Raw genomic sequence first — 23356 nt, 5'->3', positions numbered from 1 at the left:
AGTATTTTTCAATACTATAATCATAGTAGAAACAAACACCATCATTTGAAGGGGATGTAAATCCATGTTTTCTAATATCGGAGTACCCGGATTAATATTAATTTTGACTCTTGCACTGATTATTTTTGGACCAAAGAAACTCCCTGAAATCGGCAAAGCCTTTGGACAAACTTTAAAAGAATTTAAAAAATCAACCCGTGAGCTAACGGATGATGTGATGGAAGATATTAAAGATGAAAAGCAAAATTTGACTAAATAAGGTGTAAGATTTTATCTTGCACCTTTTCTTCTCGAAGTTTACACCTATATGGATGCGTAAAGACATGTTAATTTCCCAAGTGTTCAAGCCTTACAGTGCTTATCAGGGAGGAGTTAACATACGTGCCCTTTTTAACTTTGAAAATGGCAGGGGAAATACATGGAAGATAAAGAATTAAACTTAGTTGATCATTTAGAGGAATTACGCAAAAGGATTATTATTACAGCTTTAGCTTTTATCGTTTTTTTTATTGTTGGATTTATTTATGTGGATGAGATCTACAAATGGTTTGTTGGGAGTACAAAGCTACTGGTTCTCGGTCCTAGCGATATCATGTGGATTTATTTCATGCTGGCGGGAGTTGTCGCGGCAGCTGGAACGATACCGGTTTTAGCCTTGCAAATTTGGTTGTTTGTCAGGCCTGCATTAAGACCGCATGAACGAAAAATAACTGTTACCTATATACCTGCATTATTCATCTTATTCATTATGGGTCTTGCATTTGGCTATTTTATTATTTTTCCGATGGTGCTTAATTTCCTAGTTAACATTGGTCAAGATATGTTTGTTACTAACTTTACTGCTGAACGGTATTTTAGCTTTATTCTGAATATGACTCTTCCATTTGGAATATTGTTTGAATTGCCAGTAGTAGTCATGTTTTTAACTTCCCTAGGAATTATTAATCCATTTGTTTTAGCAAAGATCCGAAAATACGCTTACTTTGTTTTAATCATCATTGCTGTCGTAATTACACCGCCAGATTTCATGTCTGATTTTGTTGTCACAGTACCATTGTTACTGCTCTATGAGGTGAGTATTAACTTATCCAAGTTTGTTTACCGAAAAAAATTAAAAAAGCAGCAAGATGAGGAAACGGAAGAAATCCTCGAAGTATAGATAAGAAAAGACCTTAAGCTTTTTGGTTAAGGTCTTTTTTTCTTATAATTTAGTGCAGCATTCTTACTACTTCTACTTCATTATCCTTTTTTAAGACATGAAACCCAAGTCTGCTTAAATGCTTACGAATCCCACTCCGCTCCCATGTTCTAAGAATAGGATTCTCCAAGCTCTTCTTAGGATAGAAGATGCCAACTTTAGCGAGTTCCTCAAAATTCATCCCTTTTTGCACAGATTTCACTACTAATTCATCACGCTGTTCAATCTTAGCCAGAAAACGATCCATGGCCTTTATAAATTCTTTTTTCGTGAAAATTCCTTTCTGATGCCCCGTTATGTAGGTATCAGCATCCAGAGTTAAGAGCCGCTTACCAGAGGAGATAAAATCCTCAATGCTTCCATCGGTCCCGTTATACCATGGCCCAAACGAGGTCATGTCATAATCGCCCGTAAATACTACACCTAATTCAGGAAAGTAAGGACATGACAGCCCGCTAGTATGTCCTGGTGTGTGTAAAAAGTGAACCTTTACATCGCCAAATTTATATTCTTCTTCATAACCGTAAGTGCCGGTGAATTCCCCAAGGTTTTCCACCCATTCCTGAGGCACAGTGTTTTTCCACTTTTCAACACCCTCTTGTCCCCACTCCTGATAAACTCCATTAACACTTGCCACACCTTCAAGGGTTTGTGAAGTTTCATATTCAATTGGGTTAATCCATTTGGGTGTCCCCTTAAATAAATGATTATTTAGAGTATGATCCGGATGGTAATGGGTATTTATGATTAATTGGACGCCCATCTCTTGATCAATATTCTTTAGAAGCCAATCTTCGGCACCAGTATCTATTAGTACCTTCTCAGGACAGTCTAAATAAAGACTCCTCGAATAAGGAACCTTACTAAAATTAGCTCCTTCTAAGATAATGATTGGACCTATACGATTCACTTGGATCACCTCACATTTATAATCGCCTGATATTGACTGAATGTTCATTCATAATATCATAATTTTCAATTAATTGGAAGGTGAAGTTAGTACCTGTTTTACCTTCCTCTTTTATGCGCCTAGGACAGGAAGAATGGATCTAATGAAAGAGGCTGTTTACTTTCAACATGCAGATAACTTTGCTAAACTATGTACGAATTAGTAAAGAAAAAGGTTGTGGTAGTTGGATGAAGACTCGGTTCTTGTTTTTATTGGTACTAGTTTTTACGTTAATGTTAACCGCATGCGGAAAAAAGGAAATTGAAAATGCCGTCGATTGGCCAATTGACGATTTCTCAGCAACTTCACAGAAAAACACATCATTAGCACTAAAGGATTTAAAAGGGAATGTGTGGGTATCAGCATTTATTTTTACCAGCTGTGCGGATGTATGCCCACCAATGACAAGCAATATGGTAACATTGCAAAAGAAATTAAAAGAAGAAAACTTAAAGGATGTAAAGTTAGTTTCTTTTAGCGTGGACCCTTCAGTTGATACTCCTGAGGTTTTGACACGCTATGCTAATCAGTTTGGGGTCGATTTTAATAGTTGGACATTCTTAACCGGTTACTCTCAAGAATTTATTGAGGAGTTTGCTCGTGAGAATTTCAAGACCATCGTTAAGAAACCAGAAGAAGGTAATCAGGTGATCCACCAAACATTCCTTTATTTAGTGGACCAGGAAGGGCATATCAAAAAAACATATGATGGATATAAAAATGTCCCTTATGAGGAGATTATTAATGATATTAAGACTTTACAATAGACCTTTCCCGGTCTATTTTTTTATAAACATTGGATATAGTACATATGTGTTTTGAATATTAATAGTCGTGTTATAATAATTTAACAAGGCTTGCTTGAGGAATTTGCGTACTGTATTGGAAATAAGCCTTAGAAGGCAGGTGAATGTAGTTGAAAAAGTTTTTCCCCCTTCTAATTTTTTTGATGGTATCTTTATGTGGTTGCAGTCCTTCCAATTCATTCATATTTCATTCTGAAAAGAAAGTCACTGCACAAGTATTTGAACCAATCCCTGCGAATTTTATTCCACGAAAGTTGACGGTTTTATCAGCAGGAGATTCTCTAACTCAGGGCGTAGGGGATAGTACGAAACAAGGTGGATATTTACCGTATCTTAAAACGATGCTTGAAAAGGATAAAGGTATACAAGAGGTTGATTTTTATAACTTTGGTGTACAAGGAAACCGGACGACACAACTATTAAAAAGACTAAAATCCGAGGAAATCAGGCCAATCTTACAACAGGCGGATTTAGTGATCCTTACTATTGGCGGTAATGACATCATGAAGATTGTAAAAGACAATATATCAAATTTGCAAGTATCTGATTTTCTCAAAGAACAAGATGCTTATCGAAAACATTTAACGCAAATATTTACTACGATTACTACGGAAAACCCTCATGCCTCGATCATATTAGTGGGTGTCTATAACCCATTTTCCAAATGGTTCAATGATATTAAAGAAATGGATCAAATCGTGGCTGAATGGAACCAGACTGGCCAGAACGTGGTAAACCAATATTCAAATTCTTATTTTGTTTCGATTGAGGACCTATTTTTGAATGGAAAAGAAGATATCTTGTACACAGATCATTTTCATCCCAATGATAAAGGGTATCAACTCATTGCAGAAAAACTCAATGAGACATTAGTTGAACAGGTATTAACTAACCTGGAGAAAAAGGCTTTTACGGTCAGTACTGAGGAGAATTAGATGAAAAATAAATGGAAAATGGGATTTCTAATTTTAGTAGGTCTCAATGTTTTAATTGCAGTTATCATCTTTTCATTAGTTACATCACCAGTTAATGAAAAAGAGCCCATTAAAGCAAACATTTCAGATGAAGATTATGTATCCTTTCATGTTGAATCAAACAAATATGATTTAAATCGATTAATTAACCATTACTTGAAGGAAGAAGCTGCTGACTCTCCTATCGATTATAGAGTCCTGCTCGGCAACGAAGTCGAATTATATGGAACGCTCCCTTTTTTTAGTGAAAAATTAAAATTAAAGTTAACTTTTGAACCATCTGCACAAAAAAATGGTGATTTAATTCTAAAGCAAAAATCAATGTCAGTTGGAAAATTACATCTGCCTATTTCATACGTACTAAACTTCATAAGTGAAAACTATAAGCTGCCAAAGGGTGTAGAAATAAGATCCAATGACCACATGGTTTACATTCATATGCAACAGTTAAAGCTTAAAAGTGATTTGAAAATTAAGGTTAACAAATTTAATTTAAACAAGGACGATATAGCGTTTACTATATTAGTCCCGGTAAAATAGGTGCCCATTTGGACACCTATTTTTTAATCTTCTAAAATTATATATTGTAATGAGGGCGTTTCTTTTGCTGATTGTCCCAGGAAGAAGATCGTGCAGCTTTGATTAGGTTTAAAAGTCATTTTTGGCAGCGGAAGCAGAATATCCTTACTGCCAGCTGCCCTAGCCTCCAAATCAACAGTCATTGGGGTCAAACCTAAGTAATCGGTAGCTTGTTTGTAGGAAACATTCGGAAAAATGACATCACGCTCTTTAACAGCAATATCTAATTCAGGTGTATCCGGCGATAAATGAATAAAACGAACCTTCGCCTCATTTACTGGTACCTCGGGGTGGTTTTCATACAATAACAATCGCATCTTTTTTACTGAATCAATGGTAGTTAAGGTGTATGATTTTCCTTCTTCAATGGTTATATTTTTATTTAAGACACTATCCACACTATTTCCTGAAGGGTAAATATCAATATGGTATTTACCTGTCTTTAACAGTAAAATTTGACTGATATGTTTATAAGCTAAATCTTTAATCACACGGTTTCCATTAATATAGATATCTACGTTTGGGGAATCAGGGGATGTATGAAGGAATCGGATCTGTGCATCTCCTTGAGCTGTTTGGACAGGTGATCTCATTAGGTTGATTGCCTTATTCATGTATTTATAATGTTTTAAATAAAAATGAATGTGTAATTGGGGGTTCGTATACTTATAAGCTTGAGCCAACAAATCATACTTGGTTGCTTTTTGGAGAAAATCAGTCGGATTTCTTTTCTCGGACATGAAATCAACTCCTTCTAGAAAAGATTACACCCTATATTATTCAAGCTGACATAGGTAAGTGTCTAATATTTCCAATACTGTGGAAAGGGAAATGCATGATATTTTCTTTTTAAAAAAACATTCGGTATACTTTTACTTAAACAAAAAGGGGTGGGAACATGGAAAATAATCAACAGTTAGCAACTTTTGCCGGAGGCTGTTTTTGGTGTATGGTAAAACCATTTGATGAACAGCCAGGAATATATAGTGTTATCTCCGGATATACAGGGGGGACGGTTGAAAATCCAACCTATCAACAAGTATGTTCCGATACTACTGGACATTACGAAGCGGTTCAAATCACTTTTGATCCTCAAGTATTTCCTTATGAAAAATTATTGCAATTATTTTGGCAGCAAATTGATCCCACCGATCCGGGCGGTCAATTCTATGATCGAGGTCAGTCTTATCAGACAGCAATCTTTTATCATAACGAAACACAAAAAGAGCTTGCTGAAAGATCCAGGCAGGCTCTAGAGGAGAGCGGCCGTTTTTCAAAGCCAATTGTCACACCGATTCTCCCAGCAAAAACTTTTTATCCAGCTGAAGAATATCATCAGCACTACTATAAAAAGAACCGTGCGCATTATGAGTCCTACCATGTCGGGTCAGGACGTGCCGGGTTTATCGAAAGAAATTGGGGAGGAAATCATGCAAAATAAAGATTTGAAAAAAAAATTGACACCTATTCAATATGAAGTCACGCAAAAAAATGGAACAGAGCCGCCTTTTAGGAATGAATATTGGAATGAAACAAGAGATGGTATCTATGTGGATATTGTATCTGGAAAACCATTATTCAGTTCGCTTGATAAATTTGATGCCGGGTGCGGATGGCCAAGCTTTACGAAACCTATAGAAGATCAAGAAGTGATTGAAAAAGAAGACTATAGTCATTTTATGATCCGGACAGAGGTAAGAAGTAAAACCGCTGATTCTCACTTAGGCCATGTCTTTAATGATGGTCCCGATCCTACGGGGTTACGTTACTGTATTAACTCAGCGGCACTCAAGTTTATCCCAAAAGAAAAACTTGATGAAGAAGGCTACGGGGAATTTAGCAGGCTCTTTAACCAAAAATAACAGGACGTCCTTTTTAGGACGCCCTATTTTTATATCGATTACATACCTTTTAACTTTTTCTTTGAAGAGGAAGTCATCCCGCCGGAAAGAACAAATTTCATTGCATCCTCTGGGCTGACATCAATGATTTCAACCTGATCTTTCGGAATTAAAAAGGTAAATCCTGCAACCTGAAAGGTTTGTGGAATATAAACGGCTACATGGTCACTTAAGGGACTATAAAAATCCTCTAATTCCTCTGATGTGATAAACCCGATACATCGCATGTTTGTTCCCGGAATGACGACTAAAGCTACTTTAGAAAAAGATTTTTTATCGCCCAAGAAGGATTGGACAGTATCTTTAATGACGGAATAGATTGTTTTAACAACAGGGATTTTCTCAAGAAGTCCATCAACTAGCTTGATGATCTTTCCGGTAATAAATTTAGTAGACAACCATCCTAAAACAGTGATCAGGATAATCGTAGTCAAAAGGCCAATTCCTGGTATGTAATCGTCCTTAAGGTAAGGTCTTAATGAATTTCCAAGAATCCCGTCTAAAAAGAGAAAAGTTTTATAAATAACATAAATAACGAGAATAATTGGAACAATGGTTAAAACACCGTTAATAAAATTCTTTAAAACTGATTTCATCCTATCACCTACATAAATATCATTGTCTAACATAATATAGGCGAATGCACATACAGGTCAAGCATCTAGTTCATAAAGTAATCATGAAAAGAAACAAAAACATTGAGGAGTGACTGTTTATGCATTATGGATATGGACATGGTGGATTTGATGGATGCTGTGGTTATCCTGCTTACCCAGTAGGCGGCGGCTGCGGATTTGGTTTTGGAGGATTTGCGTTAATTGTCGTGTTGTTTATTTTGTTAATCATCATCGGCGCAAGCTGGAATTATTGCTAATGAAAAAGGCTGACCCAAGGGTCAGCCTTTTTCATTTAAAAGCTCATCCCGGATTCTCCTGTTGACAATATTTATTGTCAGACCGAGGGAATTGAGATGATAGAATGAAAAATCACTTCATACAATGGAATATAACTACTTATATTGATAAAGAAAGTGGTGTCCATTGTGGAAAAGTCATATCTTATCAAACCAATGCTTGATGAAATATACCCAGTCATTGACCATGGCAAAGGGGTTTACTTAGTTGATAAGAATGGAAAAAAATACTTAGATGCGGCTTCTGGTGCTGTAACAGCAAATATTGGCCACGGAGTAACAGAAATTATGGAAGCAATGTTGGAACAGGCCAAAAAAGTCTCTTTTGTTTATCGCTCACAATTTACAAGTGAGGCGGCTGAAAAGCTGGCTGCAAAGATTGCCGAATGGACACCAGGGGAACTAAATTGGTGTTTTTTTGTAAACAGCGGATCGGAAGCAACGGAGACAGCGATGAAAATGGCGATTCAATATTGGCAGGAACAAGGAATTCACACCAAAACAAAAATACTTTCAAGATGGGTTAGTTATCACGGTATTACAATGGGTGCGCTCTCAATGTCAGGTCATCCTGGAAGGAGAGCACGATTCATTCCGCTTTTAGAAGACTTCCCTGCGATAAATCCTCCTTATTGTTACCGTTGCCCGTACAATTTAGAGGCACCCTCCTGTAATTATTTATGTGCGAATGAATTAGAAACAGCAATCAGGCGAGTTGGCAAAGGCCAGATTGCTGCCTTTATTGCAGAACCTGTCATTGGGGCAGCAGGAGGTGCCATTGCCCCACCAAAGGATTATTTTAAACGGATTAAAAAAATCTGTTTAGAAAATGACATTCTCTTTATTGCTGATGAGGTCATGACTGGCTTTGGCAGAACAGGAACCATGCTTGCCTGCGAGCAATGGGAAGTAGTTCCTGATATCGTTGCCTTAGGGAAAGGGATGGGGGCAGGTTATGCTCCGATTGCAGCTGCTGTTGCCAGTGAAAAAGTCATGGAGCCGATTTTATCTGGTTCAAAGTCGGTGATGAGCGGGCATACCCTGAGTGCCAATCCTCTATCATGTGCAGTGTCCTTGGCTGTGCTTGAATACTTAGAAAAAAACGGGATTATGAAAGAGGTTAACAATAAGAGTGTTTATTTAAAAAACCAACTTGAGAAGCTAAAAAACCAATTCTATTTTATTGGGGATATCCGCGGTAAGGGGCTGCTGTTTGGTATCGAATTTGTTGCTGATTCCAAGACAAAACAGCCATTCGATAGAAAGACATCAGTCACCCAAAAAATAATTGAACTAGCAAAAGAAAAGGGGCTACTAATCTATCCAGCGGGTGCGGGAATCGATGGAGTAAATGGTGATGCCATTATTATCTCCCCTCCATTAACGATTACAAAAAGGGAGATGGAGGAATTGGCGTACCTATTAAAAGAAACATTTGCAGCATTCCTGAGTGCAATCTGTACAGGAACGGATGGTGAGCATTAAGTGGAAAACCCATTCGGAAAAGTAACTGCATTAGAAGCGGTGATGGAATTTTTTCACGATGGAATGAAGGTCATGTTCGGCGGTTTCGGAGGAGTTGGTTCACCGCCAACATTAATTGAAGGCATTTTGAAGAAAGGCGTTCGAGAACTAATCTTAATCGGGAATGATACCGGCTTCCCTCATATCGGCATAGGTCAATTAGTCAGCAGGGGGAGGGCCAGAAAAGTCATCGCATCACATATTGGTTCGAATCCAGTCGCAGGTCAGCTAATGAACGATGGCAAGTTGGAGGTTGAATTCTCGCCTCAAGGTATCTTGGCAGAAAGAATCCGCGCCGGAGGGGTGGGCTTACCGGCAATATTGTCCGACATCGGCATGGACAATGAAATCGTCTCTAAGGATAAGCCCAAGGTTTCGCTGAACGGAAAAGATTACTTGATAGAAACTGCCTTAACCGCCGAGGTTTCGATTGTCTATGCCAAAAGAGCAGATGTGTATGGCAATTTGATCTATGACAAAAGTGCCCGAAATACGAATCCCCTTGTTGCGATGGCCGGGACCATTACCATTGCTGAGGTGGAGGAAATTGTTCCACTCGGCAGTCTTAATCCAGATGAAATCATTACACCCGGTGTATTCGTTGATTATGTAATCTCTTCCCAAGGAGTGAATTGGAAATGGGCATGGGAGTAGACACGAGAAACCAAATGGCCAAACGGGCGGCAGAGGAAATAAAGAATGGAATGGTGGTGAATTTAGGAATTGGAATTCCCTCCCTTGTTCCCAACCACCTTGCCAATGAAATACAAGTCATGTTTCATGCCGAGAATGGCATAACAGGAATGGGACCAAGTCCTGTAAAAGGAAAAGAAGATGAGAACTTATGCAATGCGGGGGGCTTCCCTGTAACCCTGACGAAGGGCGGTTCCTATTGTGACAGTGCTATCGCTTTTGGAATGATTCGCAGTGGCAGGGTGGATATTACCATTTTAGGGTCATTACAAGTCAATCAATTTGGTGATTTGGCTAATTGGATTGTACCGGGAAAAAAGGTACCAGGTATGGGCGGAGCAATGGAACTTGCTCAAAAAGCAAAAAAGGTCATCGTTGTGATGAACCACTGTGATAAAAATGGTCACCCCAAGATTGTAAATACTTGCTCACTTCCCTTAACATCGGCCCGCTGTGTCGATTTAATTATCACTGAATTAGCCGTTTTTAAGGTGACGGGTGGAGGACTGGTGTTGACAGAATTATTCCCACCCTACAATCTTGAAGATGTTATAGGTAAAACAGGATGTACATTTCAAATTTGCGACAGTATTCGGCAAATACCATATTGAAGAATAGAGGGGACATGAGGTGGATAAAGACGAACTTAAAGTAAAACGATGGCTCAAGGATAACCGTGCCCGTGCAGCGAGAATCCTGCAACTATTAGTCCGAGAAAATAGTACACGCGGAAATGAGAGCAGTACTCAGGCTATAGTGATTGAGAAGTGTCGTCAGCTTGGATTAACGCTGGATATATGGGAGATTGGCGGAGATGAATTAACGAAGCATCCAGCCTATTGCTGTGACAGGCAAAGCTTTGCAGGCAATCCTAACTTGGTTGCAGTATTAAAAGGTTCTGGAGGCGGTAAATCGATCATTTTAAACGGACATATCGATGTAGTGCCTGTTGGGGATCCATTAAATTGGAAGCATGAACCATTTAGTGGCGCGATTGAGTGCGGCAAGCTATTTGGAAGAGGGGCAACAGATATGAAGGGCGGAAATGTGGCTCTATTAATGGCCTTAGAATCAATCATTGCCACAGGTATAAAACTGAAAGGAGATGTTATTTTTCAAAGTGTCATTGAAGAAGAAAGTGGCGGAGCAGGTACCCTTGCGGCTGTATTGAGAGGCTATCATGCAGATGGGGCAATCATTCCAGAACCGACCAATATGAAGCTGTTTCCAAAACAACAGGGTTCCATGTGGTTTCGAATAACGGTAACAGGTAAGGCGGCACATGGTGGAACTAGATATGAAGGAGTAAGTGCCATTGAAAAGTCTCTCCTAGTAATTCAGGGTTTGCAACAATTAGAGAAAGATAGAAACACCCGGATTATTGATCCTCTCTTTAATAAAACACCCATACCAATCCCCATTAATATTGGCAAGATTACTAGCGGCCAATGGCCCTCTTCAGTACCTGATACTGCCGTGATTGAAGGAAGAATGGGGGTATCCCCTGACGAAACCATTCAAGCTGCTCAATCTGAAATGGAAAAATTTCTGCAAAATCTTATGAGTCAAGATGAATGGCTGCAGAAACATCCTCTCAAGCTTGAATGGTTTGGAGGCAGATGGCAGCCAGGAAGCCTTGAGTCTGATCATCCTTTAATGATTGAGTTAATCAAGAGCTTTATCGATGTTAAAGGAGAGCAGCCAGTAATCGAAGCAAGTCCATGGGGAACAGATGGGGGTATTCTTTCTACTGTTGGGCATACTCCGGTCGTCGTTTTTGGACCAGGTATAACAGAAGTTGCTCATGATGCAAATGAACATATCATACTTGAGGATTTATTTACAGCAAGTGAAATAATTGCCTTAACAATATTAAAATGGTGTGAAGTGGTGGAACATTAATGGTTCTTCAAGGACTGTTTGGTAAAATGGAGTCTGGCAGATCCCGGCCAGACTTTTTATTCATATTAACAGATAAGCAGTTAAGGAGTGTCTTTTTATGAATCAAACCGCATCCACTTTTTACCTGAATGAGTCGAATTTTTATAGTGAACTATATTTGGACCCTTTTAATAAACGAATCAGGGTTGATGACTATCGCGGCAATACAAAATATTTATTAATCAAGGTGGAAGAGCTGGTTAAATTGCATCAAGTTGAGAAATTAATCATTAAGGCACGCAGTGAAGACTACTTCACGTTTATTGAAGCAGGTTTCCTGCCCGAAGCCATGGTGGACCTGTATTTCCTGGGTTCAACCGCCCATTTCTTTTCAAAATTCTATTCGGCTGAACGGAAAAGAAATGATCACTGGATTACCGAAGATGGTATGATTCAGAATATTTACCAATTAAGTCCATCTATAGAAAAAACCGTGCCGCCAAAGGAATATGAATTAAAAAAGGCGGATGAATATTGTGCCAGTGAACTTTCTTCCCTGTATAAACAAGTGTTTCAGATTTATCCTACACCATTACATGATCCTGACTATGTAAAAAAGACCATGAAAGAGGGAACAATCTATTACGTCTTTTCGCATCAAGGAAAAATAGTCAGTGCTGCATCAGCAGAAATCAATCTCTTTTACAAAAATGCAGAGCTAACAGATTGTGCAACATTAACCGAGCACAGAAAATATGGACTAATGAAGATAATCCTTCAGGAGCTTGAACGGGACTTGAAAAATCAAGGTATCTTCTGTGCCTACTCGATTGCAAGGGCCTTATCATTTGGCATGAATGCCGTTTTATTTCAGCTGGGTTATTCCTATAGAGGAAGGTTCATGAACAACTGCTATATCTATGACAAACTCGAGAATATGAATATGTGGGTAAAAGATCTGGCAAACTGCTAGATTATTGGCTTTACATGCCAGTTTTTCGGCACCCTCGAAACCTTAATTAAAGGCAGGTGTTAAGAATAAGAGAATTAACTGCACTCACACAAGAGGTCTTGGCTGCCATTCTGAAAAGTATCGATGAAGGAATCCATGTGGTAAATACGGAAGGGAAAACGATTTTTTATAATGAAGTCGCAGCCAAGCATGATGGCATGGAAAGTAAAGATGTATTGGGACGGCATATCATACAGGCATTCCCTTCTTTAACAGAAGAGTCGAGTACACTTTTAAAGGTGATAAAAACGGGTAAGCCTATTTATAATCAAACCCAGGTATATGTTAATATGCACGGCATAAGAATCGATACCATTAATACCACCCTGCCAATATTTCTAGGAGAGGAAATTATCGGAGCAGTAGAGATTGCTAAAGATTATTCAAGAATGAAACTGCTTGCTGAGAGGCTCTTAGACTTACAAAAAGGCTTTCCAAAAAAACAAAATAAACAGGGGATAAAACAGGTAACGTACACATTAAATGATATTCGTACAATTAACCATATCTTTTCAGATACGAAGGAAGAGGCAAGAAAACTGGCTAAAGCGGATTCCCCAATCCTTGTCTATGGTGAATCGGGGACTGGCAAGGAATTGTTTGTCCAAGGAATACACCATGAATCCTATCGCTCGGAAAAACCTTTTGTTGCTCAAAATTGTGCAGCCATCCCAGAAACACTGCTAGAAAGCATACTTTTTGGGACCGTAAAAGGGAGTTATACTGGGGCAGTCGACCGTAAAGGTTTGTTTGAATTAGCTGATGAAGGGACACTATTTCTCGATGAGCTTCATACCATGCCAATTGAGCTTCAGGCCAAGCTGTTAAGGGTCTTAGAGGATGGGATGATCCGCAGGGTGGGCAGCTCACAAAATATCTACGTCAATGTTCGTGTCATAGCTGCGATGAATGTACATCCGCAAATAGCCCTGCAAGAGAACATGATTCGCCATGACCTTTATTATCGTTTGAATGTTTTTACCTTTGCGCTTCTGCCATTAAGGGAAAGAAAAGAGGATATCCTTTACTTAACGGATTACTTTATCCAAGATCTAAACACAAAATTAGGTAAGAAAGTGAAAGGTGTCGATAAGAAATTAGCCATATTTTTATCGGGGCATCAATGGCCGGGCAATGTCCGCGAATTAAAACATACGATTGAATACATGATGAATGTCTGTGTGGGGGACTTTCTAGAGTTAGATACTTTGCCAATGATTCTAAGGCAATCATTGTCACAAGAAAAAGCTATACATCATCCCCTTGGTACTTTGTCTTTGCGGGAGAATTTGGAGGAGTTGGAGAAAAGGTTGATCCTGAATGCTATGGAGCAAACGAATGGAAATATTAATCAGGCTGCCAAGCTACTTGAAATTCCAAGGCAGACGCTGCAATATAAAATTAAAAAGCTTCCCTATTAAACCGCCGGATTTTCGGCGGTTTTTTTCTGGCGCTTATTGGAGAGGTAACAGTTGCTCAGCTTTTTAACCATAATGTGGAGTTGGCACGAAACTTGCATATTATTTAGTAAAGCAAGTGGAGGAGGAATGGTCATGAAACCATTTTTATATAAACCGAATAGGTATTGGAAGGAAATAGAGCTTTGGAAAGATGTGACTGAGGAGCAGTGGAATGACTGGTTATGGCAATTAACCAATACGATTCGGACGGCCGAAGATTTAAAAAAAGTGATTAACTTAACTCCAGATGAAGAAGAAGGAGTAAGGATTTCAACCAAAACGATTCCCTTAAACATCACACCCTATTACGCTTCATTAATGAACCCTGATGATCCGCGCTGCCCAATTCGTATGCAATCTGTCCCTGTTTCAAATGAAATTAATAAAACAAAATATGACCTCGAAGACCCGCTTCACGAGGATGAGGACTCCCCGGTACCAGGACTGACCCACCGCTATCCTGACCGTGTGCTCTTTCTCGTAACCAATCAGTGCTCCATGTATTGCAGATATTGTACGAGAAGACGTTTTTCCGGTCAGATTGGTATGGGCGTCCCCAAAAAACAGTTGGATGCTGCAATAGCGTATATTAGACAAACGCCAGAGGTACGGGATGTATTAATTTCCGGCGGTGATGGTCTATTGATTAATGATAATATTTTGGAATATATTTTAAAAAATCTACGTGAAATTGACCATGTGGAAATTATCCGAATCGGTACAAGGGCACCTGTGGTCTTCCCGCAGCGTATTACTGAAAACCTCTGCAATATTTTGAAAAGATATCATCCAATCTGGTTGAACACCCATTTTAATACATCAATTGAAATTACCGAGGACTCAAAAAAGGCTTGTGAGATGCTGGCTAATGCAGGGGTTCCAGTGGGTAATCAATCTGTTATTCTCGCAGGTATTAATGACAGTGTTCCGATTATGAAAAAACTGATGCATGACCTGGTAAAAATTCGTGTTCGCCCTTATTATATCTATCAATGCGACCTCTCAGAAGGGATTGGCCATTTCCGTGCCCCTGTTTCAAAAGGATTGGAAATTATCGAGGGATTGCGCGGTCATACAAGCGGATATGCTGTACCAACCTTTGTTGTGGATGCACCGGGAGGAGGAGGGAAAATTGCCTTGCAGCCTAACTATTTAATTTCACAAAGCCCGGAAAAGGTCGTCCTCCGAAATTTTGAAGGTGTCATTACTTCTTATCCAGAACCAGAAAACTATGTTCCTGGCAGAGCGGATGAATACTTTGAAAAGGTGTATCCTGACACGGGAGAGAAAAAGTCTCTTGCCGGAATTGCAGGAATTATGAATGATCAACATTTCAATTTAGTACCCGAAGGATTAAATAGGCTTAATCGCCGTAAGCAATATATCGAAGATCCTGCACACGCTTCATTAAAAGACAAGAGGAGTAAGCGTGACGAATTAAAAGAGAAAAAGTTTAAAGCATTAACTGAGAAAGAAAAGGGCAGTAACCAAGGGGGAAAAACGGAGCAGGTTATCGAACAAAGGAAGGAATAGGTGGAAAATAATATGAGATGTGAATGGTGCAGCAGCTCTAATGTAAAAGAGGTCACTAACTCTGTCTTTTGGGAATTACCTGACGGTTCACGTGCAATTGAAATTAACGAAACACCTGCACTAAATTGCGGTGATTGCAACATGACCTATCAAAGTGAAAAAATTGTCAAAGAGATAGAAGATCAGTTGTTCTTAATTGATTGTAAGCAGATTGGAAAGTTGATTACTTTTAAGGGATTAATGAAGATTCCGAGATTATTAAAGAAAAATTATTTTGATTTTACAACCTAGCAGCCTAATAAGGCTGTTTTTGTTTGGGGATTAGCTCATCGTACTGGACGAGTCATATAGTATCCGTTATAGTATTCCATAAGGAAAAATAGTGGTCTCCAAATGGGATCAGAAAGGCGTTTTCTATATGAGAAAATCATTTTATCATTTTTTAATGAAATATAGACATCCAGCCCCAAAGGATGAAATCAGTATTTTTGCAAACGAAGCATTTTTGGATCATGGGTTTCCGAAAACTTCGCAGGATTATCATGAAATTAGCTCCTATCTAGAAATGAATGGCCAGTATTTAAAGTCAATGACGGTATTTGATGAAGCCTGGGAGCATTACATCCAATCAGAAAGTTAATTTCTTAAAACTAAATCGCCCTTTGGAGGCGATTTTTTCATTTATTAATTTCCTATGAGCGTTATTTTTGTCCTCGCATATACTATTGTATTCAAACACAGGACTAATCCATTTGAGGGGATGGGAGGACATGGCAAAGAGGAAAAAACCAAAGTATAAAATCGGTGATACTGTTGTAATCACCATTTATGGTACAGTGGGAAAGGTTACCGATATTAAAATACTGGATGGAAATTATGTTTATGAAGTCAATAACAGCGAAGGACTTTATATAGAAGAGGCCCTTCAATTACTTTCTGAATATGAGGGTGCAGTGGTAGAGCAAGAGCAAATTGATATCGAGTACAAATTCTTTTTTGGAGATTTAGTTCAAGTAAGCGGCTACGGTGCTGAATTATTTAAGATTGTCGGGTTTCGAACGGAAATCTGGCGTTACAAAGAAGATGCCTGGGAAGATGTGATCTATGAGCTTTCCCGTGTAAGTGACGGCGAGTGGCTCGAAGCAGGTGAAGAGGAATTGACACTTGTTGCTGATGCAGAGAATGCAGATACATTCATTCAAAAACTGGGTCTTCTATACTTAGTCAATAAACAAGAAAAAGTGGAAAAAAAACCAAAAGTTCAAAACATGGTCAGAAAAACAGAAATTGAAGAAATTGAACGAAAAAAGGAAAAAAAGGAATTAATTGATAACTTATTGGACATATTTAATGATTACCGGATTTTATATGAAATGTTCCAAGATCAAGAATACTATCAAGTTATGCGGGTAATCCTTAGGAAATTAGAAAGTCTAGTAAACAATGATGGCAAAAGCCATGTATAGCTACCATCTGGAAATTTCAAATAATAAATAAAGAACAAAAGGGATTCCGGCCCATTTAATTAGGGAAAACATGGAATTAGTTAACTTCTCTATTAGTTGGAAGGTAAGTCCATCTTCTTTATTAACATCATCAATAAAAGCCTCTAACTTAAATTGTAAATTTGACATCCTACAACACCTCACCAAGTTCTTTTTTTTCATCCTATGCTTGTCCACAAAAAAAAAGACATGAATTTTTTAAGATGCTTTGAATGTTACACCATGTTAAAGTTACTAGCATGAAAAGACCATGTACATCATACATTCTCTAAAAAGGGGGCGATGCTATGAGAGAAATCGAAGTGTTTATTGATACAGAAGAAATTGCCGAATTTTTCTTTCATGAGCTGGTGAAGCGGGGTTACGTTCCTAGCGAAGAAGAATTAGAAGAACTCGCAGATATAACCTTCGAATATCTGATCGAAAAGAGTATTATTGATGAGGAAGTAGAGGATGACTAACGACGTAATGATGGGCCTTCCTCTTTTATGATAGATAAGGGAAAAGACGAGCATTAAATTATGCTCGCTTTTTGTTTGAACTCAACATAGACCATTTCGTCCATGAGAAAGGAATTACTTTTTTTAGTTTTAACGAAACCTTTAGCTGTTTATCTCGTATAAATGAATACGAACCTAAGGAGGGGTTTTTTATGTTAAAGAAAATCCTAAAATCTATACTTGGCAGCAAACTAAATCATCATCACAAATATTCGTCATCCAGCGCTGCTTGGAAGAAGATGAATCATCATAAACACAGTCACTATGGACATCATCATTACAAAAAGAAACATAAAAGCGGCAGTTTTTTGTCTAGTTTTTTTAGCAGCTAAGAAGGCATTTAAATGGTAAAAAGGTCTGTTTTGTTTTTTTCTAATTTGCTAGAAAGACCATTTAACACGGATGAATTGATTGCCGGAAACTTTAAAGTCATTAAACATCTTGGCATGGGCAGCTATGGACACAGTTATTTAGTTACAGATCTAATCTCCAATCAGTTGAAGGTTTTAAAAGCATTAAGAATCCATAAAAGAATCACCAAATCAGGTAAGAGGGGCTTTGAGCTGGAGAAGGAATTATTAAGATCAATTGATCATCCTGGGTTTCCCCAGTACTTTGAAGAGGGAACCTTCAAAGAAATCCCTTATTATACGATGGAGTATATTATAGGAAAGAACTTTGAACAGCTCATTTTTTCTGATGGTTGGACTATATCTGAAATGGGTGCATTTAATATTGCAGATGAATTACTGAACCTTATTGAATATTTGCATAACAAAAGGATCATCCATCGAGATATCAGGATTCCAAATGTCATCTATGACGGAGCTAAAGTTAGACTGATCGATTTAGGATTAGGCAGGTATCTGCAACAGGAAAAGGAAGAAGAAAAAGTAATACAAAAGCTTGATTTGCGAAAAGGAATCAATTTTCAAGCTGACTTTTATGGACTTGGACATTTTCTGTTGTTTTTGCTGTATTCTAATTTTTCTTTTGATAGTTCGGAAAAGGAAAAGAGCTGGGAAGAAGAATTAACTATTTCAGCTGAAGCGAAACATATTATTAGAAGGCTCTTACAGATTGAACCCGCATATGATAATTGCTCACAGATAAGAGAAGAAATTAAAAAGCTGGTTACTTAGGAGGAGAAATGATGTCATTTTTTAACAAGGTATTTGCAAGTGTGGGGATTGGATCTGCTGAGGTGGATACAAAACTTGAGAAGGATACATACATGCCTGGAGAAACTGTCCAGGGTGTAGTGGCCATAAAAGGTGGAAAGATTAATCAGCAGATTGATGAGATTTACCTTGCCTTGAATACAACTTATTTAAGAGAGTCAGATGACCGAAAATACTCGGTTACAGCAACAATTGAACGTTTCCGTCTTACTACTCCGTTTACCATAGGGGCCAATGAAAAAAAGGATATCCCGTTTTCCTTTCAGCTTCCATTTGACACACCGCTATCGATTGGCCGTTCAAAAGTATGGGTGACTACAGGGTTGGATATAAAAGGTGCCATTGATCCGAATGATCAAGACTACTTAAAAGTTATTCCGAATCCATTAATGACTGCTGTATTTAATGCAGTCGACCAATTAGGATTCAGGATTCGTGAGGCGGATTGTGAGGAAGCACCACGCCGATTACGCGGGCGTTTGCCTTTTGTTCAGGAATTTGAATTCGTTCCAACTTCAGGACAATTCCGCGGCAAATTAGATGAATTAGAAGTTGTATTCTTCCCGTCTGGAAACGGAGCACTAGACATTATGTTCCAAGTGGACCGACGTGCACGCGGCTTGTCAGGACTGTTCTCTGAGGCACTTGGTACGGATGAAACGAATGTAAGGTTAACAGTTACGAACGAAGAAATACCAAACTTACACCAAAAGATTCAAAGCATCATTCAAAGATATTCATAGTTTAATTGACAATAGGGTCCTGGACTCTATTGTTTTTTTCTTTCTGCAAAATTTATAATTTATCCCTATCTGCTAATAAAACACGAAAATTACCAAAAATAGTGAAGTTTTTAATTTTTAGGGAGGAAAAAACATTTGTAATCGCCAATTATTTAAATAGATTAATAAGTCAAATAATTGGGAGGGATCGTATGATCAAAATGTTAACGAAACGAGCATGTACCTTGTATGATGTGACAATCTTTCAAACACCAAAATACCGTGAACATAGAGGGTATAAAGAAGTTTATCGTACGACTATTCCCGCCAGCAGCCGACAGCATTGCTTACTAGAAACGTTTAGCCGCTTTAATGTGACCGACAGGATTCCTGCGGATTACAACGGAAGATTTATGTCGACTGGCGATATTATCTTAATCGATGAAGGTCGTGGCGGCCAGCACTATTTTCAATTAAAATCAGGTGGTTGGGAAACGGTCAATCGTATAAATATTCGATGAAAAAATACATAAAACCTAAGGGTCACCCTTAGGTTTATTTTTATGGAAGAAATGATATTTCCTTAGTATTAAGCCTTACGTTCTGCTGCACTGAATTCTTTTCCATGTGCTTCATGTTCGGCCACAATGGCTTCAGGTGGGATGTGATTATTCTTCTTTTTCCCACGGATACGTGCTCGGTTTTTTTTACCCATTATTACCCCTCCTTTAACCTATCTATAGGTTCCCACAATTTCAAAAAATCATGTCTTCGTTTTTCAATAAAAAACGTTTATGTTATATTGACTATGGTACAAACTTATTACTGTACATAATTTTTATTGGAGGTTTACATATGAGTGTACATATTGGAGCAAAAGAGAATGAAATTGCAGAAACGGTATTGCTTCCCGGAGATCCACTACGGGCAAAATATATAGCTGAAACATTTTTAGAGGATGCCAAATGTTACAATGAAGTTCGTAATATGTTTGGGTACACAGGTACATATAAAGGGAAAAGGATTTCTGTTCAAGGCACGGGAATGGGTGTTCCTTCTATTTCAATTTATGTTAATGAATTGATTCAGAGCTACAATGTACAAAATTTAATCCGGGTTGGCACTTGCGGAGCCATTCAAAAGGATGTAAAAGTACGCGATGTTATATTGGCAATGACGAGCTCGACTGATTCCAATATGAATCGACTTACCTTTGGTCATGTGGATTTTGCTCCTACAGCAAACTTTGATCTTCTAAGGAAGGCTTATGATGCAGGGGTTGCTAAAGGGTTGAACCTGAAAGTAGGGAATATTTTCACAGCGGATTCATTTTATAATGATAATGCTGAACTTGAAAAATGGGCTAAGTATCAAATTCTTGCGATTGAAATGGAGACAACTGCTCTTTACACATTAGCAGCTAAATTCAATCGAAGAGCCCTTTCAGTACTTACTGTTAGTGATCATATTCTAACAGGTGAAGAAACATCTGCTGAAGAAAGACAATTAACCTTTAATGATATGATTCAGGTTGCATTAGAAGCGGCCATCACGGAATAAATGGGATGAAACCTCTTCCAAGTGGAAAGAGGTTTCTTTTCTTTTAATAAAGGAACTTTGATGTAAATGGAGAATTTTATAATTTAGATAGTAGAGGACGTTGTTCATTAGTGAATGAGGTGAACGAGATGAAGGAGCAGCTCAAACTTGATATAACTGGGATGACCTGTGCTGCATGTTCAACCAGGATTGAAAAAGTCTTAAATAAAATGAATGGTGTCGAGGCTAATGTTAATTTAGCCATGGAAAGTGCAGCCATATCTTATGAAAAAGACAGTGTAACAAGTACTGAAATTATCGCCAAAATAGAAAAACTAGGCTATCACGCAAAAGAAAAGGAAAAGAGAGAGGAAAAACAACAGCATAAGGAAGAGGAAATCAAACAAAAGAAGCAAAAATTTCTTTTGTCTGTCGTATTATCTGTTCCGCTTTTATATACGATGCTGGCTCATCTTCCGATTGAATTAGGATTGCCAATGCCGCATTTGTTAATGAACCCGTGGTTTCAATTCCTATTAGCCACACCTGTTCAGTTTTATATTGGGGGTCCCTTTTATATTGCCGCGTATAAATCACTCCGCAGTAAAAGTGCAAATATGGATGTCCTTGTTGCACTGGGAACTTCTGCTGCCTATTTTTACAGTCTTGCCGAAGCAATAAAAACCATAAAACATCCATTTTATATGCCGCACCTCTATTTTGAAACAAGTAGCGTTCTTATTACGTTAATCCTCCTGGGTAAATTGTTTGAAACCATCGCAAAGGGGAGGACCACCGCGGCGATCTCAACATTATTAAACCTACAAGCAAAAGAAGCGACAATACTTAAAGATGGGATGGAACAAAGAATACCGATTGAGGATGTGAAGGCAGGAGATCAATTAGTTGTGAAGCCAGGAGAGAAAATTCCTGTTGATGGGTGTATCATCCAAGGACAATCATCCATTGATGAATCCATGATTACAGGTGAATCCATTCCGGTAGAGAAAACCACAGGTGATAACATAATTGGTTCTACTATTAATAAAAATGGAACACTGACGATGACAGCAACAAAGGTAGGAAGAGATACTGCCTTAGCAGGAATCATTAGAATTGTCGAGGAAGCACAAGGCAGTAAAGCTCCTATCCAACGGCTTGCAGATACCATTTCAGGCTATTTTGTTCCTGTGGTTGTTGCCATATCCATTTTAACGTTTATTATTTGGTATTTTTTCATTGACCCAGCTGATATTCCATCTGCATTAGAAACAGCGATTGCTGTTCTTGTTATTGCCTGTCCTTGTTCTTTAGGACTTGCTACTCCTACATCCATTATGGTTGGTACAGGGAAAGCGGCTGAAATGGGGATTCTTTTTAAGGGTGGAGAACATCTGGAGGCAGCACACAAAATCCATTCGATTGTCTTTGATAAAACAGGGACGATTACAAAGGGAGAACCTGTCGTAACAGATTTCATTGCTTATCAGGAAGAAAAAAAGGTACTTCAGTATCTAGTTTCTGCTGAAAAGTCATCCGAACATCCACTTGCAGACGCGATTGTCAGGTATGGAATGGAAAAGCGCTCAAGTACACTTCCAGTTAAACGCTTTAAGGCGATACCAGGATACGGAATAGAGGCAAAAATAGGCAATGATGAAGTATTTGTAGGTACGCGTAAATTAATGAATTTAAAAAGTATTTCATATCAAGAGTTGGAAAATGATCTTTTACGCTTCGAGACAGATGGAAAAACAGCCATGTATATTGCTATTAATGACCAGATTGTGGGCCTGGTTGCCGTTGCAGATACGGTCAAAGAAACAGCCTCTCTAGCGGTCCGGCAATTAAGAGAGTTGGGGATAGAGGTATACATGCTTACAGGTGATAATGAGCGGACTGCCAAGGCCATTGCTAAACAAGTGGGGATTGACCATGTCATTGCTGAAGTTCTTCCAGAAGAGAAAGCGGTTCATGTAAAGGAACTTCAGTCTAAAGGCTTAAAGGTGGCAATGGTAGGTGACGGAATCAATGATGCCCCAGCCCTTGCCGTTGCAGATATTGGGATTGCCATTGGTACAGGGACGGACGTGGCAATTGAAGCAGCCGATATTACTATTCTTGGCGGTGATCTAACGCTAACCTCTAAGGCCATTTCATTGAGTAAAAAAACAATGAAGAATATTCGGCAAAATCTATTCTGGGCACTTATTTATAATACCGCCGGGATCCCAATTGCTGCACTTGGACTGCTTGCTCCTTGGGTAGCGGGAGCGGCAATGGCATTCAGCTCAGTATCCGTTGTGACTAACGCACTTCGACTAAAGAAGGTTAAAATATAATTGAAATAGCAGTTGAAGACAAGGCTATGAAGCAGCTTAAAAAACGGCACTTACCACCAGGCAGTGCCGTTTTTTATTAGTGAAATCATTAGGAAAATGCATTTCTAATGATATTCATTAACTTTTCTTTGTTAATTTTATATA

The 23356-nt window shown here is 38.5% G+C and carries 30 protein-coding genes; 25 read left to right on the top strand and 5 right to left on the bottom strand.

The genetic code is table 11. The features are described 5' to 3' along the window. Positions 1 to 64: 64 nt before the first annotated feature. Together GXK58_RS07030 and tatC are read left to right on the top strand one after the other, a co-directional pair. Positions 65 to 259: a twin-arginine translocase TatA/TatE family subunit gene (locus tag GXK58_RS07030; RefSeq protein ID WP_160721181.1), complete on the top strand. Its 195-nt coding sequence runs from the start codon at positions 65 to 67 to the stop codon at positions 257 to 259. A 159-nt stretch (positions 260 to 418) separates the two neighbouring features. Beyond that, on the top strand, positions 419 to 1159 hold the full coding sequence (gene tatC, locus GXK58_RS07025; protein ID WP_160721179.1) for a twin-arginine translocase subunit TatC: 741 nt from the start codon (positions 419 to 421) through the stop codon (positions 1157 to 1159). A gap of 49 nt (positions 1160 to 1208) precedes the next feature. Here tatC and GXK58_RS07020 read toward each other — a convergent pair whose 3' ends face one another. After that, positions 1209 to 2108 (bottom strand): MBL fold metallo-hydrolase, encoded by a 900-nt coding sequence (locus GXK58_RS07020; protein ID WP_160721177.1) that lies wholly within the window; start codon positions 2106 to 2108, stop codon positions 1209 to 1211. A 227-nt stretch (positions 2109 to 2335) separates the two neighbouring features. Here GXK58_RS07020 and GXK58_RS07015 point away from each other — a divergent pair, with 227 nt between their 5' ends. The 3 genes from GXK58_RS07015 (at position 2336) to GXK58_RS07005 (ending at position 4467) form a co-directional block, all read left to right on the top strand. After that, positions 2336 to 2914: an SCO family protein gene (locus GXK58_RS07015; RefSeq protein ID WP_160721175.1), complete on the top strand. Its 579-nt coding sequence runs from the start codon at positions 2336 to 2338 to the stop codon at positions 2912 to 2914. Between the two features lie 149 nt (positions 2915 to 3063). After that, the gene (locus GXK58_RS07010; RefSeq protein WP_160721173.1) at positions 3064 to 3888 is read left to right on the top strand and encodes an SGNH/GDSL hydrolase family protein; all 825 of its coding nucleotides are present in this window, start codon (positions 3064 to 3066) and stop codon (positions 3886 to 3888) included. Next, positions 3889 to 4467 carry a YpmS family protein gene (locus GXK58_RS07005; RefSeq protein WP_160721171.1) on the top strand — a complete coding sequence of 193 codons (579 nt, stop codon included), beginning with the start codon at positions 3889 to 3891 and terminating at the stop codon, positions 4465 to 4467. It begins immediately after the preceding gene. A gap of 23 nt (positions 4468 to 4490) precedes the next feature. Here GXK58_RS07005 and GXK58_RS07000 read toward each other — a convergent pair whose 3' ends face one another. After that, the gene (locus GXK58_RS07000) at positions 4491 to 5246 is read right to left on the bottom strand and encodes a DUF4397 domain-containing protein (protein WP_160721169.1); all 756 of its coding nucleotides are present in this window, start codon (positions 5244 to 5246) and stop codon (positions 4491 to 4493) included. Between the two features lie 158 nt (positions 5247 to 5404). Here GXK58_RS07000 and msrA point away from each other — a divergent pair, with 158 nt between their 5' ends. Both msrA and msrB read left to right on the top strand, forming a co-directional pair. Continuing rightward, positions 5405 to 5947, top strand: a complete 543-nt coding sequence (gene msrA / locus GXK58_RS06995; RefSeq protein ID WP_160721167.1) for a peptide-methionine (S)-S-oxide reductase MsrA — start codon at positions 5405 to 5407, stop codon at positions 5945 to 5947. Next, positions 5937 to 6368 carry a peptide-methionine (R)-S-oxide reductase MsrB gene (gene msrB / locus GXK58_RS06990; RefSeq protein ID WP_202171311.1) on the top strand — a complete coding sequence of 144 codons (432 nt, stop codon included), beginning with the start codon at positions 5937 to 5939 and terminating at the stop codon, positions 6366 to 6368. Before msrA ends, msrB begins: the two co-directional genes overlap by 11 nt. A 38-nt stretch (positions 6369 to 6406) precedes the next feature. Here the strand turns inward: msrB and GXK58_RS06985 are convergent, their stop codons facing one another. Then, the gene (locus tag GXK58_RS06985) at positions 6407 to 7003 is read right to left on the bottom strand and encodes a DUF502 domain-containing protein (protein WP_160721165.1); all 597 of its coding nucleotides are present in this window, start codon (positions 7001 to 7003) and stop codon (positions 6407 to 6409) included. Positions 7004 to 7122: 119 nt separating this feature from the next. On the opposite strand from GXK58_RS06985, the gene GXK58_RS27685 reads away from it, so the two are divergent. From GXK58_RS27685 to GXK58_RS06930, 11 genes are all read left to right on the top strand, one after another. After that, entirely contained in the window at positions 7123 to 7281 is a 159-nt protein-coding gene (locus GXK58_RS27685) for a YjcZ family sporulation protein (RefSeq protein ID WP_160721163.1), read from the top strand. Between the two features lie 168 nt (positions 7282 to 7449). Continuing rightward, complete coding sequence (locus GXK58_RS06975; RefSeq protein WP_160721161.1) at positions 7450 to 8805, top strand: aspartate aminotransferase family protein; 1356 nt, start codon at positions 7450 to 7452, stop codon at positions 8803 to 8805. Beyond that, positions 8806 to 9498, top strand: a complete 693-nt coding sequence (locus GXK58_RS06970) for a CoA transferase subunit A (protein ID WP_160721159.1) — start codon at positions 8806 to 8808, stop codon at positions 9496 to 9498. After that, positions 9483 to 10148, top strand: coding sequence for a 3-oxoacid CoA-transferase subunit B (locus GXK58_RS06965; RefSeq protein WP_160721157.1), 666 nt, complete (start codon positions 9483 to 9485; stop codon positions 10146 to 10148). The genes GXK58_RS06970 and GXK58_RS06965 overlap by 16 nt, the downstream gene beginning before the upstream one ends. 19 nt (positions 10149 to 10167) lie before the next feature. After that, positions 10168 to 11439, top strand: coding sequence for a peptidase (locus GXK58_RS06960; RefSeq protein WP_160721155.1), 1272 nt, complete (start codon positions 10168 to 10170; stop codon positions 11437 to 11439). A 97-nt stretch (positions 11440 to 11536) separates the two neighbouring features. Next, the gene (gene ablB, locus GXK58_RS06955; RefSeq protein WP_160721153.1) at positions 11537 to 12391 is read left to right on the top strand and encodes a putative beta-lysine N-acetyltransferase; all 855 of its coding nucleotides are present in this window, start codon (positions 11537 to 11539) and stop codon (positions 12389 to 12391) included. Positions 12392 to 12456: 65 nt separating this feature from the next. Further along, positions 12457 to 13851, top strand: coding sequence for a sigma-54 interaction domain-containing protein (locus GXK58_RS06950; protein ID WP_160722150.1), 1395 nt, complete (start codon positions 12457 to 12459; stop codon positions 13849 to 13851). 132 nt (positions 13852 to 13983) lie between these two features. Further along, a complete protein-coding gene (gene ablA / locus GXK58_RS06945) occupies positions 13984 to 15423 on the top strand; it encodes a lysine 2,3-aminomutase (protein WP_160721151.1) in 1440 nt (479 codons plus the stop codon). Positions 15424 to 15435: 12 nt separating this feature from the next. After that, positions 15436 to 15714, top strand: coding sequence for a YokU family protein (locus GXK58_RS06940; protein ID WP_160721149.1), 279 nt, complete (start codon positions 15436 to 15438; stop codon positions 15712 to 15714). Between the two features lie 127 nt (positions 15715 to 15841). Then, positions 15842 to 16063: a YozE family protein gene (locus GXK58_RS06935; RefSeq protein WP_160721147.1), complete on the top strand. Its 222-nt coding sequence runs from the start codon at positions 15842 to 15844 to the stop codon at positions 16061 to 16063. Positions 16064 to 16193: 130 nt separating this feature from the next. Further along, positions 16194 to 16889 carry a hypothetical protein gene (locus tag GXK58_RS06930; protein WP_160721145.1) on the top strand — a complete coding sequence of 232 codons (696 nt, stop codon included), beginning with the start codon at positions 16194 to 16196 and terminating at the stop codon, positions 16887 to 16889. Here the strand turns inward: GXK58_RS06930 and GXK58_RS06925 are convergent, their stop codons facing one another. After that, entirely contained in the window at positions 16890 to 17057 is a 168-nt protein-coding gene (locus GXK58_RS06925; RefSeq protein WP_160721143.1) for a hypothetical protein, read from the bottom strand. A gap of 158 nt (positions 17058 to 17215) precedes the next feature. Here GXK58_RS06925 and GXK58_RS06920 point away from each other — a divergent pair, with 158 nt between their 5' ends. The 5 genes from GXK58_RS06920 to GXK58_RS06900 all read left to right on the top strand — a co-directional run bounded on the left by GXK58_RS06920 (position 17216) and on the right by GXK58_RS06900 (position 19852). After that, positions 17216 to 17389 carry a YozD family protein gene (locus GXK58_RS06920; protein WP_098529412.1) on the top strand — a complete coding sequence of 58 codons (174 nt, stop codon included), beginning with the start codon at positions 17216 to 17218 and terminating at the stop codon, positions 17387 to 17389. A gap of 191 nt (positions 17390 to 17580) precedes the next feature. Further along, positions 17581 to 17760, top strand: coding sequence for a hypothetical protein (locus tag GXK58_RS06915; protein ID WP_160721141.1), 180 nt, complete (start codon positions 17581 to 17583; stop codon positions 17758 to 17760). Between the two features lie 12 nt (positions 17761 to 17772). Continuing rightward, the gene (locus GXK58_RS06910) at positions 17773 to 18570 is read left to right on the top strand and encodes a serine/threonine protein kinase (RefSeq protein WP_160721139.1); all 798 of its coding nucleotides are present in this window, start codon (positions 17773 to 17775) and stop codon (positions 18568 to 18570) included. A gap of 11 nt (positions 18571 to 18581) precedes the next feature. Next, complete coding sequence (locus tag GXK58_RS06905) at positions 18582 to 19352, top strand: sporulation protein (RefSeq protein WP_160722148.1); 771 nt, start codon at positions 18582 to 18584, stop codon at positions 19350 to 19352. Between the two features lie 191 nt (positions 19353 to 19543). After that, the gene (locus GXK58_RS06900) at positions 19544 to 19852 is read left to right on the top strand and encodes a YodL domain-containing protein (RefSeq protein WP_160721137.1); all 309 of its coding nucleotides are present in this window, start codon (positions 19544 to 19546) and stop codon (positions 19850 to 19852) included. 68 nt (positions 19853 to 19920) lie between these two features. Here the strand turns inward: GXK58_RS06900 and GXK58_RS27205 are convergent, their stop codons facing one another. After that, entirely contained in the window at positions 19921 to 20046 is a 126-nt protein-coding gene (locus GXK58_RS27205; protein WP_237389591.1) for a hypothetical protein, read from the bottom strand. A gap of 140 nt (positions 20047 to 20186) precedes the next feature. On the opposite strand from GXK58_RS27205, the gene deoD reads away from it, so the two are divergent. Both deoD and GXK58_RS06890 read left to right on the top strand, forming a co-directional pair. Further along, positions 20187 to 20891: a purine-nucleoside phosphorylase gene (gene deoD, locus GXK58_RS06895; protein ID WP_160721135.1), complete on the top strand. Its 705-nt coding sequence runs from the start codon at positions 20187 to 20189 to the stop codon at positions 20889 to 20891. Positions 20892 to 21019: 128 nt separating this feature from the next. Continuing rightward, positions 21020 to 23212 carry a heavy metal translocating P-type ATPase gene (locus tag GXK58_RS06890; RefSeq protein ID WP_160721133.1) on the top strand — a complete coding sequence of 731 codons (2193 nt, stop codon included), beginning with the start codon at positions 21020 to 21022 and terminating at the stop codon, positions 23210 to 23212. Positions 23213 to 23356 lie beyond the last annotated feature (144 nt).

The organism is Bacillus sp. USDA818B3_A (assembly GCF_009928415.1).
Lineage (GTDB): Bacteria > Bacillota > Bacilli > Bacillales > Cytobacillaceae > Neobacillus.
This window is presented reverse-complemented; position numbering and strand designations above follow the sequence as displayed.